This window comes from Kitasatospora sp. NPDC098663 (assembly GCF_044760075.1).
Classification (GTDB): Bacteria; Actinomycetota; Actinomycetes; order Streptomycetales; family Streptomycetaceae; genus Kitasatospora.
Genome location: NZ_JBIWAP010000004.1, coordinates 1 through 20,486 on the forward strand (window position 1 = coordinate 1; position 20,486 = coordinate 20,486).

General features: G+C 72.3%; 19 protein-coding genes and 1 rRNA gene. 4 read left to right on the forward strand and 16 right to left on the reverse strand.

Annotation, left to right across the window (positions count from 1 at the left end):
• Together ACIQVZ_RS05285 and tyrS are read right to left on the reverse strand one after the other, a co-directional pair.
• Positions 1-83, reverse strand: a 16S ribosomal RNA gene (locus ACIQVZ_RS05285); the annotation flags it as partial.
• Between the two features lie 594 nt (positions 84-677).
• Positions 678-1,949, reverse strand: a complete 1,272-nt coding sequence (gene tyrS, locus ACIQVZ_RS05290) for a tyrosine--tRNA ligase (protein ID WP_350887592.1) — start codon at positions 1,947-1,949, stop codon at positions 678-680.
• A gap of 290 nt (positions 1,950-2,239) precedes the next feature.
• On the opposite strand from tyrS, the gene ACIQVZ_RS05295 reads away from it, so the two are divergent.
• Positions 2,240-2,782, forward strand: a complete 543-nt coding sequence (locus ACIQVZ_RS05295; protein ID WP_350887581.1) for an HNH endonuclease — start codon at positions 2,240-2,242, stop codon at positions 2,780-2,782.
• Between the two features lie 34 nt (positions 2,783-2,816).
• Here ACIQVZ_RS05295 and ACIQVZ_RS05300 read toward each other — a convergent pair whose 3' ends face one another.
• The 6 genes from ACIQVZ_RS05300 to ACIQVZ_RS05325 all read right to left on the reverse strand — a co-directional run bounded on the left by ACIQVZ_RS05300 (position 2,817) and on the right by ACIQVZ_RS05325 (position 8,709).
• Complete coding sequence (locus ACIQVZ_RS05300; protein ID WP_402447390.1) at positions 2,817-4,796, reverse strand: PQQ-binding-like beta-propeller repeat protein; 1,980 nt, start codon at positions 4,794-4,796, stop codon at positions 2,817-2,819.
• A gap of 94 nt (positions 4,797-4,890) precedes the next feature.
• Positions 4,891-5,196, reverse strand: a complete 306-nt coding sequence (locus ACIQVZ_RS05305) for a 4a-hydroxytetrahydrobiopterin dehydratase (protein ID WP_350887574.1) — start codon at positions 5,194-5,196, stop codon at positions 4,891-4,893.
• Positions 5,197-5,356: 160 nt separating this feature from the next.
• Positions 5,357-6,115, reverse strand: coding sequence for a sulfite exporter TauE/SafE family protein (locus tag ACIQVZ_RS05310; protein WP_402447392.1), 759 nt, complete (start codon positions 6,113-6,115; stop codon positions 5,357-5,359).
• Positions 6,116-6,291: 176 nt separating this feature from the next.
• Positions 6,292-7,341 (reverse strand): SPFH domain-containing protein, encoded by a 1,050-nt coding sequence (locus ACIQVZ_RS05315; RefSeq protein ID WP_350887568.1) that lies wholly within the window; start codon positions 7,339-7,341, stop codon positions 6,292-6,294.
• Positions 7,342-7,351: 10 nt separating this feature from the next.
• Positions 7,352-7,762 carry an NfeD family protein gene (locus ACIQVZ_RS05320; protein WP_350887590.1) on the reverse strand — a complete coding sequence of 137 codons (411 nt, stop codon included), beginning with the start codon at positions 7,760-7,762 and terminating at the stop codon, positions 7,352-7,354.
• A 155-nt stretch (positions 7,763-7,917) separates the two neighbouring features.
• Entirely contained in the window at positions 7,918-8,709 is a 792-nt protein-coding gene (locus tag ACIQVZ_RS05325) for an ABC transporter ATP-binding protein (RefSeq protein ID WP_063349636.1), read from the reverse strand.
• A gap of 148 nt (positions 8,710-8,857) precedes the next feature.
• Between ACIQVZ_RS05325 and ACIQVZ_RS05330 the strand changes: the two genes are divergently transcribed.
• Positions 8,858-9,661 carry a hypothetical protein gene (locus ACIQVZ_RS05330; protein WP_350887563.1) on the forward strand — a complete coding sequence of 268 codons (804 nt, stop codon included), beginning with the start codon at positions 8,858-8,860 and terminating at the stop codon, positions 9,659-9,661.
• Positions 9,662-9,695: 34 nt separating this feature from the next.
• Here the strand turns inward: ACIQVZ_RS05330 and ACIQVZ_RS05335 are convergent, their stop codons facing one another.
• From ACIQVZ_RS05335 to ACIQVZ_RS05345, 3 genes are all read right to left on the reverse strand, one after another.
• Entirely contained in the window at positions 9,696-10,373 is a 678-nt protein-coding gene (locus ACIQVZ_RS05335; RefSeq protein ID WP_350887561.1) for a response regulator transcription factor, read from the reverse strand.
• Complete coding sequence (locus ACIQVZ_RS05340) at positions 10,366-11,523, reverse strand: GAF domain-containing sensor histidine kinase (RefSeq protein WP_363589454.1); 1,158 nt, start codon at positions 11,521-11,523, stop codon at positions 10,366-10,368. The genes ACIQVZ_RS05335 and ACIQVZ_RS05340 overlap by 8 nt, the downstream gene beginning before the upstream one ends.
• Before the next feature lie 237 nt (positions 11,524-11,760).
• Positions 11,761-14,343, reverse strand: a complete 2,583-nt coding sequence (locus ACIQVZ_RS05345) for an FHA domain-containing protein (protein WP_402447395.1) — start codon at positions 14,341-14,343, stop codon at positions 11,761-11,763.
• 212 nt (positions 14,344-14,555) lie between these two features.
• Between ACIQVZ_RS05345 and serB the strand changes: the two genes are divergently transcribed.
• Positions 14,556-15,812, forward strand: coding sequence for a phosphoserine phosphatase SerB (gene serB / locus ACIQVZ_RS05350; protein WP_402447397.1), 1,257 nt, complete (start codon positions 14,556-14,558; stop codon positions 15,810-15,812).
• A gap of 108 nt (positions 15,813-15,920) precedes the next feature.
• Here the strand turns inward: serB and ACIQVZ_RS05355 are convergent, their stop codons facing one another.
• The 3 genes from ACIQVZ_RS05355 to ACIQVZ_RS05365 all read right to left on the reverse strand — a co-directional run bounded on the left by ACIQVZ_RS05355 (position 15,921) and on the right by ACIQVZ_RS05365 (position 18,094).
• Positions 15,921-16,448, reverse strand: a complete 528-nt coding sequence (locus tag ACIQVZ_RS05355) for a histidine phosphatase family protein (protein ID WP_350887652.1) — start codon at positions 16,446-16,448, stop codon at positions 15,921-15,923.
• Between the two features lie 169 nt (positions 16,449-16,617).
• Complete coding sequence (locus ACIQVZ_RS05360) at positions 16,618-16,740, reverse strand: SGM_5486 family transporter-associated protein (RefSeq protein WP_279634939.1); 123 nt, start codon at positions 16,738-16,740, stop codon at positions 16,618-16,620.
• Between the two features lie 67 nt (positions 16,741-16,807).
• Positions 16,808-18,094, reverse strand: a complete 1,287-nt coding sequence (locus tag ACIQVZ_RS05365) for an MFS transporter (protein ID WP_350887656.1) — start codon at positions 18,092-18,094, stop codon at positions 16,808-16,810.
• A 135-nt stretch (positions 18,095-18,229) separates the two neighbouring features.
• Between ACIQVZ_RS05365 and ACIQVZ_RS05370 the strand changes: the two genes are divergently transcribed.
• Positions 18,230-18,904, forward strand: coding sequence for a FadR/GntR family transcriptional regulator (locus tag ACIQVZ_RS05370; RefSeq protein ID WP_350887659.1), 675 nt, complete (start codon positions 18,230-18,232; stop codon positions 18,902-18,904).
• 85 nt (positions 18,905-18,989) lie between these two features.
• Here ACIQVZ_RS05370 and fabI read toward each other — a convergent pair whose 3' ends face one another.
• Complete coding sequence (gene fabI, locus ACIQVZ_RS05375) at positions 18,990-19,757, reverse strand: enoyl-ACP reductase FabI (protein WP_350887662.1); 768 nt, start codon at positions 19,755-19,757, stop codon at positions 18,990-18,992.
• A gap of 2 nt (positions 19,758-19,759) precedes the next feature.
• Complete coding sequence (fabG, locus tag ACIQVZ_RS05380) at positions 19,760-20,479, reverse strand: 3-oxoacyl-[acyl-carrier-protein] reductase (RefSeq protein ID WP_350887665.1); 720 nt, start codon at positions 20,477-20,479, stop codon at positions 19,760-19,762.
• Positions 20,480-20,486 lie beyond the last annotated feature (7 nt).

The window sequence follows — 20,486 nt, forward strand, 5'->3', positions numbered from 1 at the left end:
CCCGAAGGGCTTCACCGTTCGACTTGCATGTGTTAAGCACGCCGCCAGCGTTCGTCCTGAGCCAGGATCAAACTCTCCGTGAATGTCTACCCGCAGTGCTTAATTAAAAGCGTCGGGCGGCACCCGCGTTGAGCGGCACGGCAACCACCGGAATAGGGCGGTCCCGCGCACTGCGTCCTCGCTAGTGTTTTACTTCAAAAGGAATCTCCAACCCCAGAAAAATCTGAGGCCGGGGATGTCAACATATCTGGCGTTGACTTTTGGCACGCTGTTGAGTTCTCAAGGAACGGACACTTCCTTCGGACCGCCTTCCAGCGGGCCCTCCGGGCGCTTCGTTCTTTCGTGTTCCCAGCTTACCAGATGTTTTCCGCTCCGTTTTCCGGAGTTTCATTCATCCGATTTCCCGAACTGGTCGGGCCGCTTTTCGCGACGGCCTCCACATTAGCGCATTTCGGTTATTACCCGAAATTCACACTCACCACGGTTGACGGGAACGCCAACAAACCCATGTGAATGGGTGTCGAGGTGAGGGTGGGTGCTACAGAGTGGGGTGGCCGCTATCAGCGACTTGTTCAACACTAGGCCACCCGGACGACATCGTCAAACACCGAGGGCGGGATCCGGCTGGATCCCGCCCTCGTACGTTGAAGCCGCAGCTCAGCAGCGTCGTGTTTCGGTCACGCCGTAGCCGGAACCAGCTCCGCCGCCGCCAGGTTGCGCTTGCCTCGGCGCAGCACGAGCCAGCGGCCGTGCAGCAGGTCGGCCTCGGCCGGCACCGCTTCCTCGTCCGTCACCTTGACGTTGTTGAGGTAGGCGCCGCCCTCCTTGACCGTGCGGCGGGCGGCCGAACGGCTCGGCGCCAGGCCGACGGCGACCAACAGGTCGACCACCGACTGGAGTTCGGCCACCTCGGTCTTCGGGACCTCGGCCAGGGCGGCGGCCAGGGTCGGCGCCTCCAGGTCGGCGAGGTCGCCCTGGCCGAACAGCGCCTTGGACGCGGCGACCGCGCGCTCGTACTGCTCGGCGCCGTGGACGAGGGTGGTGAGCTCCTCGGCGAGGGCTCGCTGGGCGAGGCGGGCGGCGGGGCGCTCGGTGGTCTCGCGCTCCAGTTCCTCGATCTCCTCCTTCGAGCGGAAGCTGAAGATCCGCAGGAAGTTGGGGACGTCCCGGTCGTCCGCGTTCAGCCAGAACTGGTAGAAGGCGTACGGGGTGGTCAGCTCGGGGTCGAGCCAGACCGTGCCGGACTCGGTCTTGCCGAACTTGGTGCCGTCGGCCTTGACGATCAGCGGCGTGGCCAGCGCGTGCACGGACTTGGCGTCGGCCTTGCGGATCAGGTCGGTGCCGGCGGTCAGGTTGCCCCACTGGTCACTGCCGCCGGTCTGCAGGGTGCACCCGTAGCGGCGGTTCAGCTCCAGGTAGTCCATGCCCTGCAGGATCTGGTAGCTGAACTCGGTGTAGCTGATGCCGGCGTCGGAGTTGAGCCGTCGGGCGACGGCCTCCTTGGCGATCATGTTGTTGACGCGGAAGTACTTGCCCACGTCGCGCAGCAGGCTGATGGCCGACATCCCGGACGTCCAGTCCAGGTTGTTGACCATGCGCGCCGCGTAGGGGCCCTCGAAATCGAGGAAGCGCGAGATCTGGCCCCGCAGCCGCTCGACCCAGCCGGCCACCGTCTCGGGGTCGTTGAGGACGCGCTCGGCGGTGGGCTTCGGGTCACCGATGAGGCCCGTGGCGCCGCCGACCAGGCCGAGCGGGAGGTTTCCCGCCTGCTGGATGCGGCGCATGGTGAGGATCTGCACGAGGTTGCCGAGGTGCAGGCTGGGGGCCGTCGGGTCGAAGCCGCAATAGAACGTGACCGGGCCGTCCGCGAACGCCTTGCGCAGTGCGTCCTCGTCGGTGGACAGGGCAATCAGCCCCCGCCACCGCAGCTCGTCGACGATGTCCGTCACGGTCACGCTTCTCCTTCGATCGGGCGCCCGCCCGGTTGCGGCCCGTTCTCTCGGACCCCGGGTCGGTACGACTCCAGCGTGGTAGAGCCTACGCGGTCGGGGCCAGCGGGTTTTCCCCGAGCGTCGTGCCGCGCTCCTCCCCCGGCCGCTCCGGCGCCTGCCCGATACCGGAAATTCCGTTGTTCGTCGGCTGCGGGCCCGTTCAGAGTGGTGTCACCGCCGTGCGGCGGCAGTGACGTGTGTGGAGACGGTCGTGCCGCCGTGGCACGCCCGAGGGAAGGGTGTGCCGAGTGCGCAACACGCTGGTTCTGAACGCGAGCTACGAGCCCCTGACGACGGTGTCGCTCCAGCGCGCCGTCGTCCTGGTGCTCCAGGACAAGGCGGTGGTGGAGCAGGCGCATCCGCTGCGCACGGTCCGGGGGACGGGCGTCAGCATCCCGGTGCCCCGGGTGATCAGGCTGCAGCGCTACGTGAGAGTGCCGTTCCGACAACAGGCGCCGTGGTCGCGGCGGGGTGTCCTGGCCCGGGACCAGCACCTGTGCGCGTACTGCGGGCGGCGGGCCACCACGGTGGACCACCTGCAGCCCAGGTCGCGCGGCGGGGAGGACAGCTGGTTGAACACCGTGGCCGCGTGCCCGGAGGACAACCAGCGCAAGGCGGACCGGACACCCGAACAGGCCGGGATGAGGCTGCTGCGCCGGCCGTTCGTGCCGACCCCGCAGGCCACCCTCATGCTGGCGCTCGGCCTGCGCGGCTCGGAGGCCCGGGAGCTGGCCGACTGGCTGCCGGCCGTGCCGGGCCAGCCCGTTCCGGCGGCCGTCCCGGCGGCGTGAGCGCCGCCGCGAGCCGCGCCCGACGAGGCCCGCGCTAACCCTTCGCCTGGTAGCCCGCCGCCGTGCCGTAGTTGGCCGAGTGTTCGGGCATCACGACCACCCGTCCGCCGCCGATCAGCACCCGCCCGGAGACCAGCAGCGAACCGGTGCCCTGCGGGAAGTTGCCGCCGGTCGCCTCCTGGCCGCCGGCCAGCGGGAACCGGCTGAGGCGGGCGGGCTGGTCGCGGCGTTCGTCGGCGGCGAGCACCAGCGCGCCGCCGTCGACGCCGACCGCCCGGACGGTGCCCTTGGCGGCGGTCGGCGCCTTCCAGCGCTGCTTGCCGGTGTCGAGGTCGTAACCGACCGCCGCGACCGGTCCGCCGCCGTTCGCCGGGACGAGCGTGGTGACCATCGTGCGGTTCTGGAAGAACGCCTCGGGAGTGGCCGAGAACGTGCCGTGGCCGACGTCCAGCCGGCCTCCCTCGCCGACCACCGGGATCTCGGCGGCCGGGTCCCCGCCCGCGCCCCAGGAGAACACCCGGTCGTCCTCCGGCTTCTCGCCCGTGGTGAGGACGACGGACGGCTCGGCGGACAGCACGGTCACCGTCTTCGGGCGGTTGTTCAGGCCGCGCCACCAACTGACCTTGCCGTCCGCCGTGTTCAGTGCGACGGCCTGGTCGGCGGGGGTGGAGTCGGCGCAGGAGGAGGCAACCAGCACGGTCTTGCCGGTCACGCCGCCGGACAGGGTGCAGAACTTGCCCTGACCGGTGTACTGCCAGACGTCCTTGCCGTCCGCGGACTCCCAGGCGATCGCCCGGTCGTCGCCGACCGCGATCACCTTGTCCTCGGTGACGCCGATCCGCGCGCCGTACGCGCCCTTGGCGTCCGAGACGGTCTTCGTCCACGCGGTCTTGCCGGTCTTCGTGTCCACGGCGGCGACCAGCGTGCAGGGGCTCTTCGGGTCGGCCTGGGCCCGGAACAGCACCGCGCCCAGCCCCGCCTGGTTCACCCCCGCCGACAGCCCGCACGGGACGGCCCCGGCGGCCGGCGGCTCGACCGACCAGACGGGCTTGCCGGCCGCGAGGTCGTAGGCCCGCACGCCGGCGGCGTCGGCGCGGACCACCGCATCCGCCAGCAGCCAGCTGCCGACCAGTGTGTCGTCACCCGACGACCCGGACGCGGCGGGCTGGGCGGACCACACCTTGGTGTGCGCGACGGCGAAACCGGGCTCCCCGCCACTGCTCGCGACCGCGCTGCCGCCGCCCTCGGCCCCGACCATCAGACCCGCCGCGCCCAGCACCCCCAGCGCGACCACCCCGGCGGCGGTGCGCACCAGCAGGGTCCGCCGGTCGGGCACGTGCTCGCCGGTGAGCACCGCACCGGCGGCGGCGCGGGCCCTGGCCGAGAGCGAAGAGCCCGCCGTCGAGGAGCCTGCCTTCGGCGAGCCCGTCTTCGGGGAGCCGCCCTTCGGGGACCTGCCCCGACGGGCGGCAGCCCGCGACCGCGCGACGGGCGCGGCCTCGGGCGTCGTGTCCGGCTCGGGCTCCGGCTCCGTGGACGGCTCCACCGGAGCGGGCTCGGCGTCCTCGATGTGCACGTACCCGTCGGCCGAGTACTCCGCCCCCACCGGGACGTACAGCCCCTCCCCCGCAGGCTGCTGCGGGACGGCGTACGGCGCGTACTGCTGCTGCCCGTGGTCCGGGTACGGCTGGTGCTGCTGGTACTGCTGGTACTGCCCTTCGGCGTAGCCGCCCTGGACGTAGCCGCCCTCGGCGTACCCGGTCTGGGCGTAGCCGGTCTGCCCGTACTGCGAGTCCTGTCCGTACGGCGAGCCCTGTCCGTCCTGCTGCTGCAGCGGGTACGGCAGGTCCTGCCCGTACCCCCCGCCCTGGCCGTAGCCCGCCGCCGTCTGCCAGTACTCCTGCTGCGGGTGGTCCTGCGGCTGCGGCTCCTGGTGCCCGCCGACCGGCCAGGCCTGCTGGCCCTGGGGGTACCACGGCTGCTGCTGGGCGTCTCCGAAGGGCTCCTGCGCCATCCGTTCCCGTCCCTCCCGAGCCGCCTGCCGATGCGGCAGTCAGCATCTCACGCCCGTTCGAGCGCGCCGCCCCGGCCTCGGGGGGTCGGGGAGGTCAGCCCGCGGACTCGGCGTTCAGCGCCTCGTCGATGCGGGCGGCCAGGGTGAAGTCCAGGCCGGTCAGCCCGCCCGCGCTGTGGGTGGAGAGGACGAAGCGCAGGGTGCGCCACCGGATGTCGACGTCGGGGTGGTGGTCGAGCGCCTCGGCCTGTTCGGCGACGGCGACGACCACCCGGATCGCCGCCGGGAAGTCGGGGGCGTCGGCGGCGCGGACGATGCTGTCGCCCTCCCTGGTCCACCGCGGCAGTGCGGCCAGGGCCGCCGTGATCTCGTCCTCGCTCAGCCGTGCCCTGCTGCTCATCGAAGCTCTTCCGTTCGTCGTCTCGTCGGCCGGTCAGGCGTGCACTGCGAGGAACATACCGAGCCGGGGCCCTCCGCACCGGACGACACAGCCGCTGCCGGACAGCCCCCCGATGGGCGGCAGCCCCCCGGCCGACGTCCCCCGACGGCTGCTCGGCTCATCAGCTCAGCAGCAGTTTGGTGACCGCGACGAGGCCGACCACCACGATGATCCCGCGCAGCGCGGCCGGCGGCAGGCGGCGGCCGACCTTGGCGCCGAGCAGGCCGCCGACCAGCGAGCCCGCCGCGATCAGGCCGGCGGCCGCCCAGTTGACGGTGGAGGTGAACAGGAAGAACAGCGCGGCGACGCCGTTGACGACCATCGCCAGCGCGTTCTTCACGGCGTTGATCCGCTGCAGGTCCTCCTGGAGCAGCATGCCCATGAGCGCCAGCAGCAGGACGCCCTGCGCGGCGCCGAAGTAGCCGCCGTAGATGCCGGTGAGGAAGACGCCGACGAACAGCAGCAGGCCGCCGTCCGGGTCCCCGTCGGGGCGGCGGCGGGCGGCGACCGCCTTGGCTACCCTGGGCTGGATCACCACCAGGACGAGGGCGAGCAGGATCAGTACCGGGACGATCGCGTCGAAGGCGCCTTTCGGCAGTCTGATCAGCAGCAGCGCGCCGACCAGTCCGCCGAGCAGCGAGGCGGTGCCCAGGCGCAGCAGCCGGTGGCCCTGGCCGGCCAGCTCGCGGCGGTAGCCGATCACGCCGCTGAGCGAACCGGGCACCAGGCCGAAGGTGTTGGAGACGTTGGCGGTGACCGGCGGAATCCCGATGGCGAGCAGCACTGGGAACGTGATCAGCGTGCCGGAGCCGACGATCACGTTGATCATCCCGGCGCCGACGCCCGCCACCAGGACGGCGATGCCCTCCCAGAACGTCATGGGTCACCTCTCCTCTCGGTCCTGTCCGGGGGCGATCATGCCGGACGGCCCGCCGGTCGGACCAGGGCCGCCCACGATTCGGGACACGCGCCACGACCGCCACACACCACGACCGCCACACGCCGAGGGCCCGCCACCGTGCGGTGGCGGGCCCTCGGGCCGGACGGTTCAGCCGGTCACTCCGGGTCGATCTTGCGGTACTCGCGGGCCGGGTCCACCCGGGGGCGGGCGGCACCCTTCTCGGTGTCCACCGGGCGCGGGCCGGCCGCCGGGTCGAGCGGCACCTGGGTGGCCGCAGGCGCCGCCGGCGGGACGCTCGGGGCGGCGACCGCGCCGCCGTTGACGCCGGGATTGCCGGTCAGCCCGCCGAAGGCGCCGCCGAGGCCCTTGAGGGCGTCGCCGACCTCGCTGGGGATGATCCAGAGCTTGTTGGAGTCGCCCTTGGCCAGCTCGGGCAGGGTCTGCAGGTACTGGTAGGCGAGCAGCTTCTGGTCGGCGTCGCCGTCGTGGATGGCCTCGAAGACCGTCCGGATCGCGGCCGCCTCACCGTCGGCGCGCAGCACCGCGGCCTGCGCCTCACCCTCGGCCCGGAGCACGTCGGCCTGCTTCTCACCCTCGGCCTTGAGGATCTGGGCCTGCCGCTGGCCCTCGGCGGTGAGGATCGCGGCGCGCTTGTCACGGTCGGCGCGCATCTGCTTCTCCATCGAGTCCTGGATGGAGGTGGGCGGCTCGATCGCCTTCAGCTCGACGCGGTTGACCCGGATGCCCCACTTGCCGGTGGCCTCGTCCAGGACGCCGCGCAGACCGGCGTTGATGACCTCGCGCGAGGTCAGGGTGGATTCGAGGTCCATCGAGCCGATGATGTTGCGCAGCGTGGTGACGGTCAGCTGCTCGATGGCCTGGATGTAGCTGGCGACCTCGTAGGTGGCCGCGCGCGGGTCGGTGACCTGGTAGTAGATCACCGTGTCGATGTTGACCACCAGGTTGTCCTGGGTGATCACCGGCTGCGGCGGGAACGGCACGACCTGCTCGCGCAGGTCGATGCGGTTGCGGACCCGGTCGATGAACGGGACGACGATGTTCAGGCCTGCGTTGAGCGTCCGGGTGTAGCGGCCGAAGCGCTCCACGATCGCGGCGCTGGCCTGCGGGATGACCTGGATCGTCTTGATCAGCGCGATGAAGGCCACCACGACCAGGACGACCAAAACGATAAGGACGGGTTCCACGGACTCTCCCCTAGACGACCAGGGCGGTCGCGCCCTGGATTTCGACGACGTCGACCTGCTGCCCCGGTTGGTACACGCTGTCCGGGTGGAGCGCTCGGGCCGACCAGATCTCGCCGTTCAGCTTGATCCGTCCGCCCTCCCCGTCGACGGTTTCCGCGACGACCGCGGTGGCGCCCTGGAGCGCCTCGATGCCCATCTTGATGTGCGGGCCCTGCCGCAGTTGCCGGTACGCGATCGGGCGGACGAAGACCAGCAGCGAGACCGAGACCGCGATGAAGACCAGCGTCTCCCAGACCGCGCCTCCGCCCAGCCCGGCCACGCCGGCGGCCGCCAGCGCACCGATCGCGAACATGGCGAACTCCGGCATCGCGGTCAGCACCAGCGGTATGCCGAGCCCGACGGCGGCCAGGAGCCACCAGATCCAGCTGTCCACGTGTCCATCCTAGGGAGCGAAGGGCCTTCGAGGCGGACAGTTCCCGCAGGTCGAGGGGCGGAAACCGGTCGCGCGTGCGACCGGTCCCCGGAAACCCGACGACATCGGAGCGTGCGAGGTGCGTGCGAGGCGCGGACGGCGCCTCAGCCCAGCGGCAGGCCCTGCGCGGACCACCGGTCCCCGTGGCGCTCCAGGGTGAGCGGCAGGCCGAAGCACTTGGAGAGGTTGCGGGCGGTCAGCTCGGTGTCGATCGGACCGGCGGTGAGCACCTTGCCCTGGCGGATCATCAGGACGTGGGTGAAGCCCGGCGCGATCTCCTCGACGTGGTGGGTGACCATCGCCATGGCCGGGGCGAACTCGTCCTGGGCGAGCGCGCCGAGCCGGCGGACGAGGTCCTCGCGGCCGCCGAGGTCCAGGCCGGCCGCGGGCTCGTCGAGCAGCAGCAGCTCGGGGTCGGTCATCAGGGCGCGGGCGATCAGGGTGCGCTTGCGCTCGCCCTCGGAGAGGGTGCCGAACTTGCGGCCGGTGAGGTTGGACATGCCCATCCGGTCGAGCAGCGCGAGCGCGCGGGACTCGTCGAACTGCTCGTAGGTCTCCTGCCAGCTGACCGTCATGCCGTAGGCGGCGGTCAGCACGGTCTGCAGCACCGTCTGCTCGGCCGGCAGCTTGTCGAACATGGCGGCGCCGGCCAGGCCGATCCGGGAGCGCAGCTCGAAGACGTCGACCTCGCCCAGCTTCTCGCCCAGCACCGACACCTTGCCCGCGGTCGGGAACAGGTAGGTGGCGGCGATCTGCAGCAGGGTGGTCTTCCCGGCGCCGTTGGGGCCCAGGATGACCCAGCGCTCCCCCTCGGAGATGGACCACGAGACCTGGTCGACCAGCGCGCGCCCCTCCCGGACCACGGATACGTCCACCAGCTCCAGCACGTCGCTCATGCCTACGCCTTCCCCAATACAAGAATTTCGGCCGTCGGTGCGGGCGGCGAGCCTACTCCGGCAGCCGGTGGGCACGGGGTGGGTGCGCCGCACACGCATGGGCAAACCTACGCCACGCGGATGACCGCCGATTCCGTAGGCTGGCCGGATGCTCGCGACTCCTCCCGACAATCCGTACGAAGAACCCCGTTCGGGGCGGCTGACCGCGTGGGGCAACGCCCTGCTGGCCGGTCTGGTGCCGCCGGACAACGCCGCCGCGGCCGTCCTGGGCGACGACGAGAGCCACCGGGTGACCGGGCTGCCCGGCGACGGCCCGGACGAACGGCACGGCCTCACCTGGGCGCTGGGGCGGCTCCGGGTGCTCGGGGTGAAGGGCCTGCGACTGGCTCTGCCGTCCGCCGGGCACCCGCTGGGGCTGACCGGCCCGGCGCTGTTCAACGAGCGGGCGATGGACGTCGGCGAGGCGGTGCTGGCGGTGGGAGTCCCGCTCGGACTGGTGCCGGAGGTGGAGGTGTTCGGCCCGGCCGGGGACCGTTCGGCGACGGTGCTGTGGCGCTGCCTTGAGACCAACGACACACCGCCGGCCGACGTCCCGTCGCTGCACGAGGCCGAGCGGGAGCTGGCCGACGGGCTGCGCGAGGCGACGCTCCTGCTGACCCGGCTGGACGTGGCGGGCGCCGGGCCGGAGGCACTGCGGGCGCTGGAGGCGTACCGCCGGCGCGGGCACGCCGAACTGCTGGCGCCCGGGTACCCGCCGCGTGCGGTGCGGGTGCTGGAGTCGGCCCGGCAGGTGTCGGCGCTGCTGGCGATCGCCGCGGGCGGGCACGGCGCGGCGGTCAGCGCCTCCGAGATGGCGGCGCGGCAGGCGGTGCTGGCGCCGCTGCGGCGCACCGCCCGGCGGGCGCAGGTGGCGGCGTACAACGCGCTGGTCGACGAGCGCGACGAGCGCTGAGCAACCGGGAACACGCGCGGACCGCTACGGACCGCTAGGCCGGGCCGTCGGCCCGCGCCTCGCCGTTGCGGACGGCCCACAGGGCCGCCTGGGTGCGGTCCGCCAGGTCCAGCTTCATCAGGATGTTGGAGACGTGGGTCTTCACCGTCTTCTCCGACAGGTGCAGGCTGCGGGCGATCTCCCGGTTGGAGCGGCCGTCGGCGATGTGGCCGAGGACCTCGCGCTCGCGTTCGGTGAGGGTGCCGCCGCGGCCCTGCGGGGCGCGGGGGCCGTCGTCGGCGAGCAGCGCCTCGGCCAGTTCGGGCTGGAGCAGGACGTGGCCGGCGTGCACGGAGCGGATCGCGCCGGCCAGCGCCTCCGGGTCGACGTCCTTGTAGACGTACCCGGCGGCGCCGGCCCGCAGCGCGGGGACCATCGTGCGGTGCTCGGTGAAGCTGGTGACGATCAGGATCCGGGCCCGGCTGCCCTCGCCCTTGAGCGTGCGCAGCGCCTCGATGCCGTCGACGCCGGGCATCTTGAGGTCCATCAGGACGACGTCGGGGTCGAGTTCGCGGGCGCGCTCGACGCCCTCGGCCCCGTCGGCGGCCTCCCCGACCACCTCGATGTCGTCCTGGACCTCCAGGAACGTGCGCAGCCCGCGGCGGACCACCTGGTGGTCGTCGACCAGCAGGACGCGGATCGACGGCGTGCCGTGAGGCGGGTTGTCAGGCACCGGGGACCTCCATCTCGACGAGCGTCCCCCGGCCGGGGGCGGACTCCAGGGTGAGGGTGCCGCCGACGGCGGCCGCGCGGTCGCGCATCGAGGCCAGGCCGAGGTGGCGCCCGGCCCGGCGGACGGACTCGGGGTCGAAGCCGTGCCCGTCGTCGCGCACCCGCAGCACGGCTCCCCGCGCGGGCGTGCCGGCCAGGGTGACGGTGACGCGGCCCGCGCCGGAATGGCGCAGCGCGTTGTGCAGCGCCTCCTGGGCGACCCGCAGCAGCGCGGCCTCCTGCGCGGGCGGCAGGGCGCGGACACCGTCGGCGGCGAAGGCGACGTCCGCGGTGTGGGCCCGGTCGAGGACCTGCACCTGGGAGGCGAGGGTGGCGCTCAGCCCGTCCTCCTCCAGGGCGGCGGGGCGCAGTTCGACGACGACGGCGCGCAGTTCGTCGGCGGCCTCGGCGGCGAGCCGGGCGACCTCGGCGAGTTCGGCGCGGGCCCGGGCCGGATCGCGGTCGACGAGCGTGGCGGCGGCCTTGGCGGTGAGCCGCAGCGAGAAGAGCTTCTGCGCGACGGCGTCGTGCAGGTCGTGGGCGATGCGGGCGCGTTCGCCGGCCAGGGTGAGTTCGCGGCTGCGCTCGTACAGGCGGGCGTTGGAGAGGGCGAGGGCGGCGTGCGCGGCGAGTATCCGCAGCAGTTCCTCGTCGTGGTCGGTGAACAGGCCGCCGCCGCGCTTGTTGGCGAGGAAGATGACGCCGGTGACCTGCGGTTCGTCCTCGGCGGCCTCGGCGTCCAGGATGGGCATGCCGAGGAAGGCGTCCATCTCGGGGTGGGCGGCCGGCCAGCCGCCGAAGGCCGGGGCCCTGCGGACGTCGGCGAGCCGGGTGGGGCCGGTCTCGTGCAGCATCTTGGCGAGGACGCCGTGCTGGCGGGGCAGCGGGCCGATCGCCCGCCACTGCTCGTCGGTGACGCCGTCGACGACGAACTGGGCGAAGCCGCCGTGGTCGTCGGGCACGCCCAGGGCCGCGTACTCGGCGCCGAGCAGGTCGCGGGCGGAGGCGGTGATGCGGCGCAGCACCTCGCGGACCTCCAGGTGCCGGCTCATCGCGAGCAGCGCCTGGCTGACCGCCTCGATGCCGGCCAGGCAGGGGTCGCAGCCGGGCATCGGGCGGGCCGGGCCGTGCAGGTCGAGGTGCGGGCCGGCCGGGCTCCGGTGGTCGCTGGGCGTGCTGGGCATACGGCCAAACTACCGCCGCCGCGGGCGCGGCCGCGTCGGTCCGCGGCCGGGGTGGGCGCAGGTCCGGGGACCTAGGCCCTCGGGTCTCGGGGCCCGCGCAACGGCCGAGGGGCGGCTCTCTGGGTGAATGGGAGAGCCGCCCCTCGTCGGGCGGGGCGAAGGGGGTCAGCCCTTCTGCATGACCTCGGGCTCGTGGCGGCGCTGGAGCCGGGTGACGATGACGCCGATGACGATCGAAATCACGATCAGCGCGCCCGCGTCGATCGCCCACTGGGCGACGCTGCCGGTCCACAGCGGGTCGTACTGGGGGTTCTCGAAGTCCTTGTTCCAGGGGCCCATGAGCTTGGAAAGGTCCAGTGTGGTGGCCACGATGCCGGTGCCCCAGCGGGCCGGCATCAGCCAGGCGGCCTGCTCCAGGCCGGGCTTGCCGAAGAGCTGGAACAGGCAGCCGGTGAAGACGACCTGGATGATGGCGAACATGACCAGCAGCGGCATGGTCTTCTCGGCGGTCTTGACCAGGGCCGAGATCATCAGGCCGAACATCATCGCGGTGAAGCTGAGCAGGATCATGCCGATGGTCATCTCGATGATCGGCAGGTCCTTGACGATCAGGCCGTGCTCGGGGAGCTTGCGCGGCAGGAAGCCGACCGCGGCGACGATGGCGCCCTGGATCACGCTGAAGAAGCCCAGCACGATGATCTTGGACATCATGTACGCCGAGCGGGAGAGCCCGGTGGCCCGTTCCCGTTCGTAGATGGCCCGTTCCTTGATCAGTTCGCGGACCGAGTTGGCCGCTCCGGAGAAGCAGGCTCCGATCGCCAGGATCATGAGGATCGTCGCGGCCCCGCTGTTGAGGTGGAGCTGCGTGTTCGGGTTGGGCGCGAGGCCCGCCCCGTTGGGGACCAGCACGCTGACCGCGCCGATGACGGCGGGCAGCAGCACCGACAGCGCCAGGAAGCCGCGGTCCGAGGCGAGGACCGACATGTAGCGGCGCATCAGCGTCCACAGCTGGGAGCCCCAGCTCTGCGGCTTCGGCGGCCGGACGGCCTCCTGGGCGACCTGGGCGTGCTGCACCTCGCCCGACTCCACGTCGGGGGCGGAGTACTGCTGGTAGTGCACCGAGCCGCGGTAGCGGCCGGCCCAGTCGTGGTCCGGGTAGTTCTCGAAGGCCTGGAAGACGTCCGCCCAGGTCTCGTACCCGAAGAAGTGCAGCGCCTCGTCCGGCGGGCCGAAGTAGGCCACCGCGCCGCCCGGCGCCATCACCAGCAGCCGGTCGCAGAGCGCGAGTTCGGCCACCGAGTGGGTGACGACCAGGATGGTGCGGCCGTCGTCGGCGAGGCCGCGCAGCATCTGCATGACCTCGCGGTCCATGCCCGGGTCGAGGCCCGAGGTGGGCTCGTCCAGGAAGATCAGCGACGGCTTGGTGAGCAGTTCCAGGGCGACCGAGACGCGCTTCTGCTGGCCGCCGGAGAGCGCGGTGATCTTGTTGTCGGCGCGCTTGTCCAGGCGCAGCTCGTACAGCACCTCGTCGATCCGGGCCGCGCGCTCGCGCGCCTCGGTGTCGCCGGGGAAACGCAGCTGGGCCGCGTACTTGAGGCCGGTGCGGACGGTGAGTTCCTTGTGCAGGATCTCGGACTGCGGCACCAGGCCGATGCGCGAGCGGAGTTCGGCGAACTGCTTGTAGAGGTTGCGGCCGTCGTACAGGACCTCGCCGCGGTCGGCCGGGCGGTAGCCGGTGAGGGCGCGCAGCAGGGTCGACTTGCCGGAGCCGGACGGGCCGATGACGGCGACCAGGGACTTCTCCGGGACGCCGAAGCTGACGTCGTCGAGCAGGATCTTCTTGGCGCCCTTGTGCTCGACCTCGACGGTCAGGTGGCGGGCGGAGAAGGAGACCGCGCCGGTGTCGACGAACTCCTGCAGCTGGTCGCCGACCAGCACGAAGCTGGAGTGGCCGACGGTCAGCCGGTCCTGCGGGCCCATCAGCTGGCGCTGCACCCGCTGGCCGTTGAGGTAGATCCCGTTGTGGCTGCCGAGGTCGACGATCTCGTAGCGGCCGTCCTGGAGCTGGCGCAGCTCGGCGTGGTGGCGGGAGACCTGGAGGTCGGAGACCACGACGTCGTTGTCGAGAGCGCGGCCGATCCGGACGGTGCGCATGGCGGCGGTCAGGTTGCGGATGATCGTCGGCTGCGGGCCGTCGCCGTCCTGCGGGGCGGGCGGGAAGGCCTGCTGCTGCGGGAAGCCGCCCTGCTGGGGCTGGGGCTGGGGCGGGTGCTGCTGTGGGAACGGCGGCTGGGGCCGGCCCGCCCAGGCCTGCTCGGGCTGCGGCGGGTAGGGGGCCTGCGGCGACCAGCCCTGCTGCGGGGCCGGCGGCTGGGGCGTCGGCGCGGCGCCGCGGCTGGTGGCGGCCTCGTGCCAGGCGGGAGCCTGGGGGGCGGCGGCGTGCGGGGCGGCGTGGGCGGGCGCGGAGAAGCCGAGCCGGGGTCCGTTCTCCGGATTGCCGAGGTTGACGACGGCGCCGGGGAACAGCTGGGCCTGCATCGTGCGGGCACCGGCCGTGTAGGTGCCGTTGGTGCTGCCGTGGTCGTCCAGCTGCCAGCCGCTGCCGTTGAAGGTGATGGTCCCGTGGTTCCAGGAGACCCTGGCGTCGTCGAACGGGAAGTCCGACTGCGGGTTGCGCCCGATGGTGTAGGACCGCCCGGGCTCCAGAGTCCGCTGCTGTCCGTTGATATCGATGACGAGTTGCGGCACTGCGCGCCTGCCCCGCTCTCTCGGTTCCCCCGAATTGTGCCCCCGACCAGGGGTGCGATGTTTCCGAAACTGACGGGGGGAATCATTCCAGCCTGCTGACCGCCGATAAAAGTCACCCGGGGTGTCTGTGACCAGGCTGCTACCCGGTACCCGTCCGCGACGTGGGACGGGTGCTCTGGGCCCGCCGGCCGGCGGGTAGCGTGGGAGGCACCATGAACGCATCGCCCCTGGCCGCTGAGCCCCTCCCCGCCGCCCAGCCCCGGACCGCGGACGAGCGCACCCTGCTCGTCAAGGTGTTCGGCAAGGACCGCCCCGGCATCACCGCCGGCCTCTTCGCCACCCTGGCCGGCTTCGCCGTCGACGTGATCGACATCGAACAGGTCGTGACCCGTGGCCGCATCACGCTCTGCGCACTGGTCACCCCGCCCACCGCTCCCGGCGCCGAGGGCGGACTGCGGGCCACCGTGCACCGCTGGGCGGAGGAGCAGAAGCTCCAGGCCGAGATCCTCTCCGGCATCGGCGACAACCGGCCGCGCCGCGAGGGCCGTTCGCACGTCACCGTGCTCGGAAATCCGCTGACCTCCGCCGCCGTCTCCGCGCTCACCTCCCGGATCACCGCGGCGGGCGGCAACATCGACCGTGTGTTCCGGCTCGCCAAGTACCCGGTGACGGCGGTCGAGCTGGCCGTGTCCGGTGTGGCCACCGACGAGCTGCGGGCCGAGCTGGCCCAGGAGGCGGCCACCCAGCGGGTGGACGTCGCGGTGGTCGCGGCCGGGCTGGAGCGCCGGGCCAAGCGCCTGGTGGTGATGGACGTCGACTCCACGCTCATCCAGGACGAGGTGATCGAGCTGTTCGCGGCCCACGCGGGCTGCGAGGAGGAGGTCGCCGAGGTGACGGCGCAGGCGATGCGCGGCGAGCTGGACTTCGCCGAGTCGCTGCGGGCCCGGGTCGCGCTGCTGGCCGGGCTGGACGCCTCGGTGACCGAGAAGGTGCGCGCGGAGGTCCGTTTCACGCCGGGGGCGCGCACCCTGATCCGCACGCTCCAGCGGCTGGGCTTCCAGGTCGCGGTGGTGTCGGGCGGGTTCACCCAGGTCACCGATCACCTGGTCGAGGAGCTGGGGCTGGACTTCGCGGCCGCCAACACCCTGGAGGTGGTGGACGGAAAGTTCACCGGCCGGGTGGTCGGCGAGATCGTGGACCGCGCGGGCAAGGCCCGCTGGCTGGCCCGGTTCGCCGAGCAGGCGAAGGTGCCGCTGTCGCAGACGGTGGCGATCGGCGACGGCGCCAACGACCTGGACATGCTGAACGCGGCCGGGCTGGGCGTGGCGTTCAACGCCAAGCCGGTGGTGCGCGAGGCCGCCGACACCGCCGTCAACGTGCCGTTCCTGGACACCGTGCTGTACCTGCTGGGCATCACCCGGGAGGAGGTCGAGGCGGCCGACGCGGTGGACGGCAGCCTGACCGAGTAGAGCCCGAAGACGCACGAGAGGGGCGCGCGGACCCAGTCCGCGCGCCCCTCGTCGTCATCGAAGCCCGGAGCCCGGGAGCCCGTACGGAAGCCGGAGCTCCGGACGGGGTCAGTCCTGCGGCGTGTGGTACGAGACCAGCGCGGCCACGCCCGGCTCGACGCCCTTCCACGAGCCGCTGAAGCTGAGCACCGCGATCGCCGCCGTCGGGAAGCCGCCCAGCCGCAGCCGCTCCAGCGCGTCCCGGTCGCCCGCGTCCCCGGCCAGGATCTGGGTCAGGCCCAGCACGCCGGGGTTGTGCCCGACCAGCACCACGTCCGCGTACTCCTCCGGGGTCTCCTGGAGGACGGCGATGATCTCGCCGGGGCTGGCCTCGTAGATCCGGTCCTCGTACACGGTCCTGCGGGCCCGCTTCGGCAGCTCGTGCGCCGCCAGCTTCCACGTCTCGCGGGTGCGCAGCGCGGTGGAGCAGAGCACGTACTCGGGGTTGATGCCGGAGTCGACCAGCCAGCGGCCGGCGTCCGGGGCCTGGTGACGGCCCCGGTCGGCCAACGGCCGCTCATGGTCGTCCACGCCGTTGGGCCAGTCGGCCTTGGCATGGCGGAGAACGATGATCCTGCGGGACGTGTCGGCGCTCATACCCAGCAAGCTTGGCAGAAAAGCCGCTCCGGGGCGCGGCGCTCCCGGATGCCGCCACTCGCAGGGGTGGCGGGTGTCATCATCCGCCGTTCGTCCGGCCTTCCGATAAACGGTGGTGGCCGGTGGACGGCGGTGCTACGCGGGGGGGGGGGGGGGGGAACGGACCGGATCAGCCTATGGCGGCGGCGACGGAGGCGATGATCGCCACCAGCACCACGATGCCGGCGATCGCCAGGGCGATCTGTCCGAGCTGCTTGCGGCCGTCGGTCGGGTTGGGATCGAGAACGGGCATGTCCGGGATTCTTCCACCCCGGACACGCCCGTCGGTCACCGACCCCTCGGGGTTGGCCGTCCCTTGGTCAGGCCTTGACCTGCGCCACGGGGTGGACCGCCTCGTCCTCGATGTGCCGGGCCATCGCGGCCCGCAGGCCGAACAGCATCTGCGGCACCAGCAGCAGCGCCAGGAAGCCCAGCGGGCCGTACCACTCGCCGGTCATCTGGTAGATCCGGCCGATCAGGATCGGGCCGGGGATGGAGATCAGGTAGCCGACGCCCTGGGCGAACGCGGAGAGCTGGGCGACGCCGCCGGCGGTGCGGGCGCGCAGCCCGATCATCGTCAGCACCAGCGGGAAGGCGCAGTTGGACAGGCCCACCAGGACCGCCCAGAGCCACGACGCGCCGGCCGGGGCCAGCGCCAGCCCGGCGTACCCGGCGATGCCGCAGGCGGCCAGCACGACGACGAACAGCCGCTGGTCGCCGCGGCGGGCGGCCAGGTTGGGCAGCACGAAGGAGACCGGCACGCCGATCACCATGGTCACCGCGAGCAGCACCCCGGAGGTGCCCTTGTCGACACCGGCGTCCTGGAAGATCTTCGGCAGCCAGCCCATCACCACGTAGGCGCCGGTGGCCTGGAGGCCGAAGAAGCAGGCCATCGCCCAGGCCGTCCGGCTGCGGGTGATCGGCAGCCTGGCGGCGGCCGCCCCGCCCGCGCGTTCGCCGCGCTCGCGCTTGGTCAGCAGCACCGGGAGCCAGAGCAGCAGGGCCAGCGCGGCGAGACCGGCCCAGACGCCCAGGCCGTAGCGCCAGTCGCCGCCGAGCGCACTGGTCATCGGCACGGTGACGGCGGCGGCCAGCGCGGTGCCGGCCGACAACGCCATCGAGTACAGGCCGATCATCGGACCGACCTTGTCCGGGAAGTAGCGCTTGATCACCACCGGGATCAGCACGTTGGAGACCGCCACACCGGCCAGCGCGAGCGCCGTCAGCAGCAGGAACACCGCGGTACCGCCGGCGAAGGAGCGGGAGAGCACGCCCAGGGTGATCGCGCCCATGCCGGCGGTGATCACGGCGATCGGGCCGATCCGCCGGGCCATCGAGGGCGCGGCGAAGCCGAACAGGCCGAAGCAGAGCGACGGGACGGCGGTGAGCAGCCCGGCGAGCGTCGGGTTCATCCCGAGGTCGGCGCGGACCTGGTCGAGCAGCGGCCCGAGGCTGGTGACCACGGGGCGCAGGTTGAAGGCGGCGGCGGCGATCGCGACGGCGAACAGCCAGCCCAGGTACTTGCCGGAGGAGGGTGTGGAGGGCCGCTCGGTCTGCGGCCGGGCCTCGGTTCGTGGGGAGGCGGTGGTGTCTGCTGCGGGAGGCATGGGCACCATCATAGAATGATGGGATGAATCGGCGCACCTTCGAATTGGCATGATGTGCCGACCCGCACCCCCACCGGACGCCGGCCCTCCCACCCGCCGGCCCCGTCCATCGAACCGTAGCCGCAAGGAGTACCCGTGGCGCTGTCCTCGCCGAGGCGCACCCCGCTGTCCGACCAGGTGATCGCGCAGCTGCGCGCCCAGATCACCTCCGGGGAGTGGCCCGTCGGCTCACGTATCCCCACCGAGGCCGCGCTCGTCGAACAGCTCGGCGTCGCCCGCAACACCGTCCGCGAGGCCGTCCGCGCCCTCGCCCACAACGGGCTGCTCGACATCCGCCAGGGCTCCGGCACCTACGTGCTCGCCACCAGCGAGCTGGCCGGGGTCATGCACCGCCGCTTCGCCGACGCCGACCAGGCGCAGGTCGCCGAGCTGCGGGCCGCCCTGGAGACCTCCGCGGCCGGCCTCGCCGCGGCCCGCCGCACCGACCGCGACCTCGGCCTGCTGGACGCCGCGCTGGGCCGCCGCGAGAGCGCCTGGCACTCCGGCGACGCCGAGGACTTCATCCAGGCCGACGCCGCGTTCCACCAGGCCGTCGTCGCCGCCGCCCACAACGACGTGCTGGCCGCCGTCTACGCCGACCTCGGCGAGGTCACCCGCGCCCACCTGCGGCACGACGTCGGCCCCGAGCTGATCGCCGAGCGCTACATCGGGCACGCCACCATCCTCGACGCCATCCGGGCCGGCGACGCCCAGCGCGCCTCCGTCGAGGCCGGCCGCGCCATCGGCGCGTGCACCCCCGCCGACGCCTGAGGCGCCCCGGAAAGTCCTGGAACGCCGGAACGCCGCTGCCCGGCACCCCCACGAGGGTGCCGGGCAGCGGTGTGCGGCGGAGCGGTCAGGCGCCGATGGCGTGCAGACCGCCGTCGACGTGGATGATCTCGCCGGTGGTCTTCGGGAACCAGTCCGACAGCAGCGCGACGATGCCGCGGCCGGCCGGCTCCGGGTCGCTCAGGTCCCACTTCAGCGGGGAGCGGTGGTTCCAGGTGTCCGCCAGGTCGCCGAAGCCCGGGATGGACTTGGCGGCCATCGAGCCGAGCGGGCCGGCCGAGATCAGGTTGCAGCGGATGTCCCGCTCGCCCAGGTAGCGCGCCAGGTAGCGGTTGGTCGACTCCAGGGCGGCCTTGGCCGGGCCCATCCAGTCGTACTGCGGCCAGGCGAACTGCGCGTCGAAGGTGAGGCCGACGACCGAGCCGCCGTCCTGCATCAGCGGCAGCAGCGCCATGGTCAGCGACTTCAGCGAGAACGCCGAGACGTTCATCGCGGTGGCCACGGACTCCCACGGGGTGTCCAGGAAGTTGCCGCCCAGGGCGTCCTGCGGGGCGAAGCCGATCGAGTGGACGATGCCGTCCAGGGTCGGCAGGTGCTCGCGGACCGTGTCGGCGATGCCCGCCAGCTCCTCCTCGCTGGAGACGTCCAGCGGCAGGACGGTGACCGGCTTCGGCAGCTTCTTGGCGATCCGCTCGGTCAGGCTCGGGCGCGGGAACGCGGTGAGGATGATCTCCGCACCCTGCTCCTGGGCGAGCTTGGCGGCGTGGAAGGCGATGGAGGACTCCATCAGCACACCCGTGATCAGGATGCGCTTGCCCTCGAGGATTCCAGTCATGCTCAGTGACCCATGCCCAATCCGCCGTCGACGGGAATGACGGCTCCGGTGATGTACGCGGCCTCGTCCGAACCGAGGAACCGCACGGTGGAGGCGACCTCGGCGGGCGACGCGTAGCGGCCCAGCGGCACGCCCGAGACGATCTCCGCGCGGCGCTCGTCGCTGAGCACAGCGGTCATGTCGGTGTCGACGAAGCCGGGGGCGACCACGTTGACGGTGATGTTGCGCGGGCCCAGCTCACGCGCCAGCGACCGGGCGAAGCCGACCAGGCCCGCCTTGGACGCGGCGTAGTTCGACTGGCCCGGCGAACCGGACAGGCCCACCACGGACGAGATCAGCACGACGCGGCCCTTGCGGGCGCGCATCATCAGCTTCGAGGCGCGCTTGACCACCCGGAAGGCGCCGGTCAGGTTGGTGTCCAGGACGGAGGTGAAGTCCTCCTCGGACATGCGCAGCAGCAGGGTGTCGTTGGTGATGCCCGCGTTGGCGACCAGCACCTGGACCGCGCCGTGCTTCTCCTCGATCTCGGTGAAGGCGGCGTCGACCTGCGCGGCGTCCGTGATGTCGCAGCGCACCGCGAGGACGTCGTACTTCTCCAGGGCCTCGGGCACCTCGCCCGAGCGGCTGGTGATGGCGACCTTGTCACCCGCCTCGGCGAAGGCCTGGGCGATCGCGAGGCCGATGCCCCGGTTTCCTCCGGTGACGAGAACCGAGCGGCTCAACGATCCA

Excerpts from the sequence above, each read along its gene's own strand:
- ACIQVZ_RS05310 (WP_402447392.1), bottom strand. The coding sequence starts at position 6,115 with ATGACGTTCTGGGAGGGCATCGCCGTCCTGGTGGCGGGCGTCGGCGCC.
- ACIQVZ_RS05305 (WP_350887574.1), bottom strand. The coding sequence starts at position 5,196 with ATGAGCAGCAGGGCACGGCTGAGCGAGGACGAGATCACGGCGGCCCTG.
- ACIQVZ_RS05360 (WP_279634939.1), bottom strand. The coding sequence starts at position 16,740 with ATGCCCGTTCTCGATCCCAACCCGACCGACGGCCGCAAGCAGCTCGGA.
- ACIQVZ_RS05325 (WP_063349636.1), bottom strand. The coding sequence starts at position 8,709 with ATGAGCGACGTGCTGGAGCTGGTGGACGTATCCGTGGTCCGGGAGGGG.
- fabI (WP_350887662.1), bottom strand. The coding sequence starts at position 19,757 with ATGACTGGAATCCTCGAGGGCAAGCGCATCCTGATCACGGGTGTGCTG.
- ACIQVZ_RS05330 (WP_350887563.1), top strand. The coding sequence starts at position 8,858 with ATGCTCGCGACTCCTCCCGACAATCCGTACGAAGAACCCCGTTCGGGG.
- ACIQVZ_RS05355 (WP_350887652.1), bottom strand. The coding sequence starts at position 16,448 with ATGAGCGCCGACACGTCCCGCAGGATCATCGTTCTCCGCCATGCCAAG.
- ACIQVZ_RS05340 (WP_363589454.1), bottom strand. The coding sequence starts at position 11,523 with ATGCCCGGCTGCGACCCCTGCCTGGCCGGCATCGAGGCGGTCAGCCAG.
- serB (WP_402447397.1), top strand. The coding sequence starts at position 14,556 with ATGAACGCATCGCCCCTGGCCGCTGAGCCCCTCCCCGCCGCCCAGCCC.
- ACIQVZ_RS05365 (WP_350887656.1), bottom strand. The coding sequence starts at position 18,094 with ATGCCTCCCGCAGCAGACACCACCGCCTCCCCACGAACCGAGGCCCGG.
- ACIQVZ_RS05300 (WP_402447390.1), bottom strand. The coding sequence starts at position 4,796 with ATGGCGCAGGAGCCCTTCGGAGACGCCCAGCAGCAGCCGTGGTACCCC.